This window comes from Micromonospora sp. C31 (genome assembly GCF_018070575.1).
Classification (GTDB): domain Bacteria; phylum Actinomycetota; class Actinomycetes; order Mycobacteriales; family Micromonosporaceae; genus Micromonospora.
In genome coordinates, this window is sequence record NZ_JAGPXN010000030.1 from 17,341 (window position 1) to 29,511 (window position 12,171).

The window sequence follows — 12,171 nt, forward strand, 5'->3', positions numbered from 1 at the left end:
GATGGTTCCTGAGCCGATCTCCCCGTCGATGAAGAGTGCCGCCGAGGCCGAGATCTACAGACGTCTCAAACTTGTGGATGCTGGATGGAGCTTCGCTCTGCACAGCCTCAATCTCCCCGAGCACGGATGGAAGCGCGTCAGCGAAATCGACTTCGTGGTGGCGGGACGACGCGGTGTGTACGTGATCGAGGTCAAGGGCGGGTACGTCGGCTGCGCCAACGGTGTCTGGACCTACCGCGACCGCACCGGCACGGAGCGACGGCGCAGGGAGAGCCCGTTCGCGCAGGCGACAGGCGCCATGTTCACCCTGCAGCGCCGTCTCGAGGACCGCCTCGGCCGCGAAAAGATGCGTGACATCCCCATCGGGTTCGCCGTTGTCTGCCCGGACTGCCGGCTGCCCGAACAGACCTCGGTCGAGTGGGACGAGGAGACCCTGATCGACCGTCGGCAGCTCGACCGCGCCGACGGCCTGCAACGCAGCCTCGGCCGGATGGCGGACTACTGGCGGGCCAAGCCGGGAGGGCGTCGGGCCGTGCTCGAGGAACCTCTCCTGCGGGAGGTACTGCAGGCCCTGCGGCCGGACTTCGACGCCGTTCCCACCCTGCGCCAGATCGTCACCGATGCGGAGGCCGACCTCGTCGCCCTGACCGCCAGCCAGTACCGCACGCTCGACTACGTGGGAGACAACCCGCGGCTACTGGTCGAGGGTGGCGCGGGCACGGGTAAGACGATGCTCGCAGCCGAGCTGTCCCGCAGATCGGCCGCGAGCGGCAAACGGACCCTGTTCACCTGCCGCAGCCAGGTGGTCGCTGGGTTCGTGCGGCACCAACCCGGAATGCAGGACGTCCATGTCGTGCCCTTCGCCAACCTCGCGGCCGGCAGTGAGGGGACCTTCGATACCGTCGTCGTCGACGAGGCACAGGACCTGATCAACTTCGCCGACCTGTCGTACCTGGACAGCAGGCTTGCTGGCGGCCTCACCGACGGCAGTTGGTACATGCTGCTCGATAGCAACAACCAGCGTGGCCTCGTCGGCTCCTGCGACGACGAGGCACTCGAATATCTCAGATCCCTACGGCCCACGCAGGTGCGGCTGCAGGACAACTGCCGCAACACCCGGCAGATCGTCACGTCGACCCAGCAGATGACCGGAGCGGACACCGGTGTCTCATCGGCCGGGGAAGGGCCCGCGGTGGTCGTGGTCGAGGAGTCGGACCGCTCCCGCCGGGCCGCGGCAGCCGCCGGCGAGCTCGACCGGCTCCACGACAACGAGATCCCGAACACGGACATCATCCTGTTGTCACCGCTGCCCCTGGCGGATTCCCTGTTCGCTGACCTGCCGGCCCGCTGGCGGCACCGCATCGATGTGCTGGATCTGCACACGCTGCGGAAACCTGCACGGGGACGGATCGCCTTCGCCAGGGTCGAGGACTTCAAGGGACTGGAGAGCCGGTTCATTCTCCTGGCCGACATCGGCCCGGTCGATCCCGGCCGGATCCGCAACCTCTATGTAGGAATGACGCGCGCGAGAGTGGGACTCTGGATGGCTGCCGGTGGGCAGGAGCAACGGCAGGAGGACGACCGGTGACAACGACGCCCGCTCAGAGTGGCTCCGAGGACCGGACTTCGGTCCTGGACTACCTCCGCCGGCAGATTGTCGGTCCCTGGTACGGCGAGGACGAGGTTCTCGCCGAGCGACCCGACCGCCGTTACCTGGCCGGCATTCTCTTTCCCGGTGAAGTACCTCTCGACACTCACGACGACGACATCGTGGACGACAATCCAGCTGTCGGATCGAACGACGAGGCCGAGAGCGACGAGGATCCCGTGGCGCTGGCCGGGCAACTGATGCCGAGCTCGGTAGGACTGAGCTTCGTCATCTCCAGAAGGTCGGCCCTCCGTATCGAGGTGACAGCCGCCCGATACCTCCGCGAGGACCGGCAGAAGTGGCGACGTCAGCCAATGGCTGCCACCGGCAGCGCCGCCCTGTACGTCGAGCCGCCGTCAACGGGACGGCGAACCGAGCACCACCTGTTCGACCGGGACGCCTCCGTTGTGGTCGTCTGGCGGGAGTTCGGCGACGGCGTACTGGTCACGGTCTCGCTCGTCAACGATCGGAAGCTGTCGGAGCAGGGGAAACTCGACCCCGCTGACTGTCTGTTGCAGGTGACGCTACGGTGCAGCCCGGTCGAGGGCGCTATAACCCCGTATCCGTCGACACTGCGACTCCATTCGGACCCTGAGGAAGAGGAACTCGCTCTCCTCTACCGCAAGGTCCCTGTGTTCGCCCTGGGCCACGGCACCGCCGCCAGTTGGCAGGCGGAGGGTGACCTCGCCACGTCGGTGCAGACGACCTTCGTGCCCAGCCACATCGTCCCCGATGTCGCGTTCGAACTGCCGGGTGACCAGGAGGTACTGAGCCTGAACTTCCTCACCGGGCTCGAGCGGGACACGGAAGGAATCATCAGCAGGCTGTACAACTTCGTGGACAGCTACGACAACTGGGCCCGGAGCAACCACACGCGCCGGGACAAGCTCGCGCAGCCCCTCGTTGCGGCGGCTGACCGGCTCCTCGAACGCGTCGATCGCGCCCGGGCCCGGATGCGGGAGGGTGTGAAGCTGCTCCAGCGGGATCCCACCGCCCGGCGTGCCTTCGTCCTTGCGAACAGGGCCATGCTGATGCAGATGATCCGGAGCGGGCCCGAATTCGCCGGCACGGGTGGCGCCTGGAACGACCGTCTCCCCGCCGCACCCGACTACGACGACCCGCAGCGCCGCTGGCGACCGTTCCAGTTGGCTTTCGTACTTCTGTCGCTGCCCTCGATCGTCGACACGCAGCACGACGACCGTGACCTCGTCGACCTGATCTGGTTTCCCACGGGTGGCGGAAAGACCGAGGCATATCTCGGACTGGTCGCCTTCACCGTCTTCCACCGGCGCCTGACGCTTGGTGACGCCGGCGCCGGGACCACTGTCATCACCCGCTATACATTGCGACTACTGACGGCCCAGCAGTTCCAGCGGGCAGCCACCCTGATCTGTGCCTGTGAGTTCATCCGGCAGAAGCGCGCCGAGGAACTGGGGACCCGGGCGGTCTCGATCGGGATCTGGGTCGGCGGCAAGAACAGTCCGAACAGTTTCGCTGACGCTGCCGACCTGCTACAGACGGTCAGAAACCGCGAGCCGACGACCAAGAGCTTCCAGGTCGAACGCTGTCCCTGGTGCGGCACCCAGATTCTTCCGACCGGTGACGCTCCGGACGACGCATGGGGAGTGCACGCGGACAACAACAGCTTCCGGATCAACTGCCCCAACGTCGACTGCGACTTCCACAGTTCGCTGCCGGTCTCGTCCGTCGATGACGCGCTCTACGCGGATCCGCCGACGCTGCTCGTCGCCACCGTGGACAAGTTCGCCCGCTTCACCCGCGAACCGCGGGCGGGCGTGTTCATCGGCGCCGGCGCCGATCCCGGTCCGGCGCTGATAATCCAGGACGAGTTCCACCTCATCTCCGGGCCGCTCGGCACCATCGTCGGGCTCTACGAGGCTGCCTTCGACGTCGCGATGACCCGCCACGGCACCCGCCCCAAGATCGTCGCCTCCACTGCCACCATCCGTCGCGCCGATGCCCAGTCCCGCGGCGTCTTCGGACGCCCCATCGCCCTGTTTCCGCCCTCCGGCCTCGACGCGGAGGACTCGTACTTCGTCCGATCGGACCATGCTCGACCCGGCCGGCTCTACGCCGGAGTCATGCCCCAGGGACACACTCCTCTGACCGCGATGGTCCACCTCTCGGCGGCGATGCTCAACGCTCCCATCGAACTACCGCTCGGACCGCAGTCCGCGGACGCCTACTGGACCCTTGTCGCCTATCACAACAGTCTCCGGGAACTCGGCAAGACGGTCACCCTGGCGCACGACGACATCCCCGCGCGGCTGGGCGTCATCGCTCCCGCCGAGGACGACCGACGTGACCTCGACGACGCCGAGATCATGGAACTGACCAGCAACATCCCTCCGGCGGACATCCCCCGTCACCTTCAGCGGCTGTTCCTGGAGCGCGGGCAGCCAGGTGCGGTGTCGTTCGTGCCCAGCACGAACATGATCTCCGTCGGTGTCGACGTCCCGCGACTGGGCCTCATGCTGGTCGTCGGTCAGCCGAAGACGACCGCCGAGTACATCCAGGCCACGAGCCGGGTCGGGCGTCGCCACCCCGGCCTGGTGGTGACCCTCTACTCGCCGTCCAAACCCCGTGACCGCTCACACTACGAGTCGTTCATCCCGTACCACACCTCGCTCTACCGGGTTGTCGAACCCACCTCCGTGACACCGTTCTCAGTGCCGGCCCGCACCCGCGCGTTGCATGCGGGACTTGTGATCCTGGCCCGTCATGTGCACATCTGGCGTGACGACCGCGCGGCCGCTGCCTTCGACCCGAAGGATCCCGCCTGGCGGGCCCTGGTGGAGGAGTTCATCGCGCGCGCGGGGGCAGCGGATCCGGACGAGGCTGCCGACGTCGCCCGACACGTAGAACAGCTCGAGGAACACTGGGCCGGCCTCGTCGACCGGGCACATCCGCTGGGAGGGCTCAGATATACCGACGGTGGGCGTGAACGTATCCAGCTGTTGAGGCAATTCGACAAGCCCGGGCCGGGATGGCCGACACTCGACTCCATGCGCAACGTCGACACGGACGCCCGAGTGCTGGTGCGGGGGGAGGGACAGTGACGGACCGTCGGCTGCGGCGCATGCAGGCCCTCTCGCCGTTCGGCGTCGGCGCCATCGTGGACATGCTGGGTGAATCCTTTGTTGCGGAGGACGTCACCCGGTGGAAGGGGCGGCGCATGACACTCGCCGCACCACGCATCGCGGCCCACTTCGGTGTCGAGGAACTACGCCTCCCCCCGGCGCCGCGTGACGGTAGGCTGCCCTACTACCGGTTTCCGCAGTGGCTGTTCTGCGGCACGTGCCGCACGATGACTCACTGGAATGTCGGCCGGGAAAGGCCAGGAATGATTCCCCGGTGCCAGCACTGCAGCCGCAGCCCTCAACTGGTACCCATGAGGTTTGTTGCGGTCTGCGGCAACGGCCACCTCGACGACGTCCCGTGGGCGCAGTGGGCCCACTCCGGGGGCGGCCGGGGGCGGGAGCAACGCCAGTGTGGACGCGCCGAGCTGCAGTTCGATCACCTGACGACCGTGGGTGGCGGACTGGAGTCGCTCCGGGTGCGATGCCGCACCTGCCGGGCCGACAGGAACCTCGCGGACCTCACGTCGCCCGGCGCACTCGGCCGCATCAACATCCGGTGCCGGGGGCGGCAGCCCTGGCAGCGTGACGCCGAGGCGGTGAACTGCGATCAGACACCCGTGGTCCTGCAGAGGGGCGCATCGAGCGTCTACTTCCCGGATACCGCGTCCGCGATCGACCTTCCGCCTGACTCCGACTGGGTCACCTGGGGTGGTACGGCCGCTCGGGTCGAGCAGAACCAGTACTTCCTTCTACTCCACAAGGACCCCGAGAGCGAAATCCGTGGGCGCTTGATCCGGATGATCGCCGAGCAGGAGAATGTCAAGGAGCAACAGGTCATCGCCATCCTGAACGATCGCCTCGGCGTCACCGGCACCGACGCCGACTCGGGCACCTCCGAGGAGCTGGCGGAGCGCGAGTGGCACGCGCTGACCAACCCCCGGGGCCGACACCATCCGGACGACCGGTTCATCACCCGGCGCACCCGGTTCCCGGGGCCCCAAGGGCACGGCCGTTTGGATCCCGTCGTCGACCAGATGAAGCCGGTCATCTCCGACATCGTCCTGGTCGACCGCCTACGCGAGGTCCGGGTCCTGCGGGGCTTCCGCCGTCACACCATGGATGTCCGTATTCCGGCCGACCTCGGAACACGCAGTGCCTCCCTACCCGCCGTAGAGGTGTACGGCGAGGGCATCTTCATCGTCTTCGACGAGGACAACCTCCGGCGGTGGGAACTGCAGACCCCGGTGGTGCGGAACGCGGCCAAACTCCACAAGCGGTTCGCGGGCAGCATGCACGCCAGGTGGATCGAGAGCACACCCACACCGCGACTCATCCTTCTGCACACCATCGCCCACCTTCTGATGCGGCAGCTGACGTTCGACGCCGGCTACCCCTCCTCGTCGCTGCGTGAACGCATCTATGCCAGCACTCCGGATGCCGACACACCGATGGCCGGAGTACTGATCTACACCGCTGCCGGCGATGCCGAAGGCACTCTCGGTGGGCTCGCCCGATCCGGCCAGGCCGAGCGGCTTGTCACCACCCTCGCCGCCACCCTCGCCGCCGCCCGATGGTGCTCACTCGATCCGGTGTGCCGGGAGTCGAAAGCCCAGGGCCCGTCCGGTCTCTCGATGGCGGCCTGCCACGCCTGCGCGCTGGTCCCCGAGACGAGTTGCACGATGGGCAACGTGCTTCTGGACCGGACTCTCGTGATCGACGACGAGTACGGCTTCATGCGTGACCCCCTCACCGAGCTCATCGCCGTGCAGGCGGCCACGACGTGACTCTGCTACTGCCGCCGCTGCTCGACCTGAGTCCCGCTCAACGGGAGGTTCTCGCTCTGCCGTTCGAGGAGTCACACCTCGTCACCGGTAGCCCCGGAGCCGGCAAGACCATTACGGCGATCTACCGGGCAGCGGCCCTGCACCGATCGGGCAGACCGACCGTCATGCTCATGTACAGCAAGGTGCTGTCCGCCTACACGCGCGCCGCAGTGGCACAGATCGGAGCGGCTGATGTCGCGACCACCTACCACAAATGGCTCCACGCCTTCTGGCAGAAGCACTACCGCCGGAGCCCGCCGAAGCTCGATCGGTACGACATCGACTGGATGGCCTGCCTGACGAAGATCATCAGCGATCCGCCGGTCATGGAGCAACGTCCGTACCTCGTCGTCGACGAGGGTCAGGACATGCCGGCCGACTTCTACCTCGCCCTCGGAGCCCTGTCCTCGTCCGTGACCGTGTTCGCCGACGAGAACCAACGCATCGGGTCCCGTCAGAGCACCCTCCGGGAGATCGTGGCCGCGGCAGGAACCAACCCGCCTGTGGCGCTTCCACGCACCGTGCGCAACAGCCGGCCGATCCGCGACCTGGCCGATCAGTTCCACGCCGGCGGCAGCACCAATGACCTGCTGCCGGATGGTCCCGTACCTCGCCTAATCAGGGTGCAGCACAGGGCCGACGTGGCCGAGCACCTGCTTCTACACGAGAAACAACACCCCAACGAAACCATCGGGGTGGTGCTCTACCGCAGTAGGGACCTGTTCTACTACCATCACCAGCTGAATCATCGCACCGTCAACCCGTTGCAGGGTTATGTCAGCGGACGCATTGCCGGAGCCCTGTCAGACCCCGCCTTCAGCGGCCCCGGCCTCAAGCTGATCAGCTGGCAGAGCGTGAAGGGTCTCGAATTTGACTCGGTGTTCGTCCCCGAACTCCAGACCGTCTCCGGCGACACCGCCAGTGACAACATGCGCATGAACCTGTACGTACTCGTCACACGGGCACGGCGTTACCTGACCTTCATGTATTCGGGAGTGGGCGAGCCGGCAATCGTGGACGCGCTACCGAAGGATCTGCTCGATCTGTCGCAATATACGCCTTGAACTTTGGTCGGCGCGGGCCGCTTTGCGTCTCCAAGGGTCTCTGACGCAGATTCTTACACTGGCAAAGGCTTCCTCGGTCCACCTTGCGGAGCTGCGGGCGCTCAGGAGAAGTCTGATCGGTGCTGCCTCCAGTGCTTCTCTATCCAGCCGACCTGTCCGCGATCCAACTTTATGGCGAGCGGCTGGCCCTGCAGTGGCGCGTAGCCCGGGTATCTGGCCAGTTCGTCCCGCAGGCTGATTGTCAGAGTGTGTGGGTCCACGGCGATGTCCCCCTGATCAAAGAGCCGGTGAACATCCCGTCTCAAGAGCAGTCCGCCATCGTCATGATGCTGGCCGACTGCTGCATAGCTGTACAGGTGCGCCGCTTCCAGCGCGGCAACGGGACCGGGCCCGGTGAAAGCGCATACCGGACCGAAGGTCGCGAGCAGTCGCTCCCTGAACCCACGCTGGCCCACACGGACGCGCACCCTCGCTGGCCGGTGCCCTCTCAGGCACGGCTGGACCCAACGGGCCGCCTCCTCGAGGAACATTGCACCCCGCCCCCGGCCAGCACTGCGCAGTGCCTCGACGAAAGCGTCCCACACCAGTGGACGCATACTGAGCTGGGATTTCGGAGAGACGCAGAGGCTGCGCAGGGTCTGTCCATCCAGGCAGCGGCCGAGGTCGACCCAGTTGGCGTCGTGACGGGACCTGAAAGTCTCGACGCGTTCCACGCGGGTAGCAGCAACCTCGAAGGTGTCCGAGCACGGGAAGCATCTGAACTGCGGTGATTCGCGCTTGCGTCTCTTGATGTTCGCCTTGTTGCATCGAGGACACCGATAAAGGACCTTCTCCGCGTGGCCGGTCTCGATTCCTTCGATCAGGGAGGCGCCGAGGACCGCTTCTTTGTCCCAAAGGACGATCCGATCACCGATAGCCACAGTCCGGGCGTTCGGAACGGTGTCGTCCCAGCTGTAGTGAACGTCCGGGTCATCGTCGTAGCCGTCGTTGCCGCCATGCTGTCGATCCGCACCGACAGCCAGCATCAGCCACGCCTCGTGTGGACCGGCACCCACTGCCACAATCGCCTCCCCTTCGTGCCCCGGACGAATCTATCCGAGGGGTACGACACCAGCCGGGTGCTGGATGTCGGTTGGGGCATGGATGGCGAGGCCGTCGGCGGCGGACGGTAGTCGCAGTCCCCGAACAAGCGCGATGCACCGACGCCTCCCGCTGTCGCCGGCGAGTTGCCGCGCCCCGTTGTTTGCGGCTATGGCGCCTATGACGGGGGCGCTCCGGCTCCTGGACGGCGGTCGTCGGCGGCCGCCGGCTCCGCACGCGGTCCGTCGGCCCGCGCTAGCCGAGCAGACCGGGGGAGCTCCACGGTGGGCGGGTCGACGGCAGACAGGACGGCGAGGACGTCGATGAGCAACGGCCTGCCGCTGCCTACCCTTCGACAAAGGGGCCGGATTGCCTACTCGCTGTGAGTCCCGCACCTACATAGCGGCTGGCAGTCAGGAGATGCGTTACCGTTCCCGCCTCCGACCGGCCCTAAAAGGTAGCCGCACGGCTACCGGGAGGCGGCAGGGTCTCGAGCGGACGTCCGTGAGCGCCGATGCTGCGACGCAGCAGAGGGGGAGACCGGAGCAGCGTCCGACCGCGGGCTGCTGACGGGGGGTGATCGCGTGTTGCATAACGAGCAGCAGGTAGCCGGATCATCAGGAAGGGCAACCGGTGAAGATCAACTATGGGCCGATCGTACTGGCTATCCCAGCGTTGCCGCCCAGGGTCTGCCGCTGCCGAGCCTCACTCGGGCCGTCAGAACTCAGGCGGCCCTCTGTGCAGTCACGTCTGTTGACCCAAGCGAGGTTCTGGCTGGCGAGGCCGGGTGCACCGAGGGCTGCAGCGGGAAGGCTTACGACGGTACTACCTCTTGCAGAGTCGTACACGACTCCGTACCCTTACAAGGTCGTACGACCGCACGGAGGTAGAGATGACAAGCCCAGTGCGGACCGCCGTGGTGCAGGCCATCGCTGACGTAGAGGCCCTTCTGGAGCGACTAAGGGGAGCGCTTGCGGCGATCGATGGGGAGGCGACTGTGGACCTTGGGCGGCAGGGCATCTGGACCAGGGGCGAGGTTATAGCGCTGTGGGAGCGGACACGACATCTGCCGGGCATAAGGGCTCTCTTCGAGATCACCGCGAGCCGCGTTGGCGAGCGTGTGACGTTCGGCGAGCTAATTGCCTACTCGGGACTGGACGGCAGGCAGCAGTCCAACGAGCACGCTCGGATGAGCCGTATCGCCGCCGAACTGTTCGGGGCTAAGCGCTGGCCGATCGAAAACTGGCAGAACTCAGCCGGCGAGATGGTTTATCGGATGAGGGATGAGGTTGCCACATGGTGGCGGGATATCGCGCATTAGAGGTTGATGGTCGCGAGGGCGGGAGGCGAGCCACTGGTGCCGGATCGGCGTGGGAAGCCGGCGGTGGGCCGGTACGCCACCCTGCCTCCGGCAGTCACTAACCCCGCCCGGGGGCCAGCATGATCGATGACAGCATAATCGAGTTGGGAATCCTGACTGCGCTGGCCGAGCTTGGTGGTGGGGCTCGCAGGAAGGAGGTTCTGGGTGCCATCGAGCGCCGCTTCGGGGCTTTGTTGGAGCTTGACGACACGAGACGGCGTCCGAGTGGGAGGGATGTTGTCTGGAAGAACAGGGCATCGTTCGTCCGCAATGCACTCGTGGACCAAGGGCTGCTTCAGCCGACGCGGTGCTCTGGTTGGGGAGTCTGGGCCCTTACCGCCCGCGGCGAGGCTAGGGCTGCAACCCTAGCGTCGGAGGTGGTCCTGTGCCCGGCCTTCCGATCGATTGCCATCGACGTTGCTGGGCGGATGCGCGACGGGCATTCGGTTGGCTTGGTGCCGGGCGAGACGACGTTCACCGACAACGCTCTGCTCCACCTCGCGGTCAACTTCCGTGCAAGTATCCGTATCCAGCGCTTCACGGTGAACCAAGAAGCCAGCAACGGCGCCGACTGGGAGTGGTGGATCCGGGAACGCCACGGGTACGTGGGATTTCGCGTGCAGGCGAAACGCGTCCATCCTCACTTGGGGCGAGTGGCGCTCGACCAGCCGGCCGCCAAGGGCGTGCGCTCCCGCTTTCCCCGCCAAATCGATGCCTTCAGCGAAAACTGCCGGCGTGACCGCATCGCCGGCCTCTACTGTATGTACAACGACGCGAGGCTGGCTACGAGTGGTCTAGTTCTCGCACCACCAGGCCCCTGTCCACACGGACCAGACAACGCCGACCTGTGGGGGTGTTCGCTTGTTCTGGTCGACACGGCGATGAGACTTGCCAACGACCGGGCCCTCGATGCCTCAACCGTCCTCGGCGCCGGGATCCCATGGCACAGGCTTGTCTGTCGGAGCACGCGAAGGACCCTCACCGCGAGCGTGTTTGACGCGTTCAGCCAGATGAGGGCGGCCGAACTTGCCCTCCGGCGAAGGGTGCGCGAGCGCCGCGGCGAGCGGATGGCGAATCATCCCAGCGAACCGGAACTCGGACCTGCGCCGGCTGTCGAACCGCCTGAGGAGGTCTTGGAGGCCTTCATCCAGGGTCACGGATTTGTCGAGCATTCTCGGTCCGAGGACCTGGCAGGCCTAGTCCTTATCGACGCGACTCGTGCCGCTGATCTCGCTGCACGTCAGTGAGCCTCGACGCGGAGGGCCCGAATCAGGTTCCGACGGCCGTCTTCGTCAAGGCGAGGAAAAGCGCCAGGCTGCGGCGATAGCCGCGTCGTCACCTACGCCACTGGTCACGCGGCATGGCACAGGCGACGGTGGCCGTCCGGATGATGCCGGCGAAGATGCTAGCACCAGCTAATGCCGAATGGCAAGCATGAATGTCAGGTCGACGTTGTCCCGGAGGTCGACTCGATGTACATGATCGAAGTCGAGTTCGGCACCTCGTGGCCACCTCTGCAGGCGCCCGTTAGCGGGTGGGCGTCGTACCCCTGGCGAGGGCACTACACAGTCGCGACGGGACCGCAGCGGCAAGCCTGAAGACGTGCGGATGCCAGGTAGCTCGCTGTCCGTGATTCGGTTCTTGGCACGCTCCGCGCTGTGGAGTCGATGGCATGCTCGATCGCTGTCGGTATCTACAGTGTGGATGCCGCCGATGTTCGCCTCACCCCCAGTGCTCCTCCTGGTACTTGATGAGGCCGTCGCCGTGGAGCTGCTTGGTCGCGTTGCCGACACAGACCCGGAAATCCGATGCGCCGGGGCCGCCCTTTGCCGGTTTGGCAAAGATGGGCTGTCCGGCTGCCGCGACGCTGACAGGTTGTCGTCGAGCAGCTGCCGGAGGAACAACTCGTAACCGTCGGTGTTCTGCTTCGTGCCGAGAGTGGTGAAGTCCTCCGCGATGCCTAGGACTTGGCCGTCGTCCTCGATGCCGATGAGCAGGATGCCGCCCTGAGCGTTGAGGAAGCTGCACACGGTCTTGACGAGGATCTGCCCAAGTTTCGGGTCGTACTGGCCGGTGTGGGGTTCCACCGGCCGCT

General features: G+C 66.1%; 7 protein-coding genes and 1 pseudogene. 6 read left to right on the top strand and 2 right to left on the bottom strand.

Features of this window, described 5'->3' with window-relative positions:
- The first annotated feature begins 1 nt into the window (after window position 1).
- From KBX06_RS26320 to KBX06_RS26335, 4 genes are read left to right on the top strand one after another with little or no spacing between them, the layout of a single operon-like run.
- Entirely contained in the window at window positions 2-1,588 is a 1,587-nt protein-coding gene (locus tag KBX06_RS26320; RefSeq protein WP_247686721.1) for a nuclease-related domain-containing DEAD/DEAH box helicase, read from the top strand.
- Window positions 1,585-4,728 (top strand): helicase-related protein, encoded by a 3,144-nt coding sequence (locus KBX06_RS26325; RefSeq protein ID WP_210839659.1) that lies wholly within the window; start codon window positions 1,585-1,587, stop codon window positions 4,726-4,728. The genes KBX06_RS26320 and KBX06_RS26325 overlap by 4 nt, the downstream gene beginning before the upstream one ends.
- A gap of 20 nt (window positions 4,729-4,748) precedes the next feature.
- Window positions 4,749-6,533: a DUF1998 domain-containing protein gene (gene drmB / locus KBX06_RS26330; protein WP_210839661.1), complete on the top strand. Its 1,785-nt coding sequence runs from the start codon at window positions 4,749-4,751 to the stop codon at window positions 6,531-6,533.
- Window positions 6,530-7,636 (top strand): AAA family ATPase, encoded by a 1,107-nt coding sequence (locus KBX06_RS26335; RefSeq protein WP_210839663.1) that lies wholly within the window; start codon window positions 6,530-6,532, stop codon window positions 7,634-7,636. The genes drmB and KBX06_RS26335 overlap by 4 nt, the downstream gene beginning before the upstream one ends.
- A 101-nt stretch (window positions 7,637-7,737) precedes the next feature.
- Here KBX06_RS26335 and KBX06_RS26340 read toward each other — a convergent pair whose 3' ends face one another.
- Window positions 7,738-8,661, bottom strand: coding sequence for an HNH endonuclease signature motif containing protein (locus KBX06_RS26340; protein WP_210839666.1), 924 nt, complete (start codon window positions 8,659-8,661; stop codon window positions 7,738-7,740).
- Between the two features lie 947 nt (window positions 8,662-9,608).
- Between KBX06_RS26340 and KBX06_RS26345 the strand changes: the two genes are divergently transcribed.
- Window positions 9,609-10,037, top strand: a complete 429-nt coding sequence (locus KBX06_RS26345; RefSeq protein ID WP_210839669.1) for a hypothetical protein — start codon at window positions 9,609-9,611, stop codon at window positions 10,035-10,037.
- 119 nt (window positions 10,038-10,156) lie between these two features.
- Window positions 10,157-11,323 (top strand): winged helix-turn-helix domain-containing protein, encoded by a 1,167-nt coding sequence (locus KBX06_RS26350; protein WP_210839671.1) that lies wholly within the window; start codon window positions 10,157-10,159, stop codon window positions 11,321-11,323.
- Between the two features lie 475 nt (window positions 11,324-11,798).
- Here the strand turns inward: KBX06_RS26350 and KBX06_RS28605 are convergent.
- A pseudogene (locus KBX06_RS28605) lies at window positions 11,799-12,171 on the bottom strand (helix-turn-helix domain-containing protein); the annotation flags it as partial.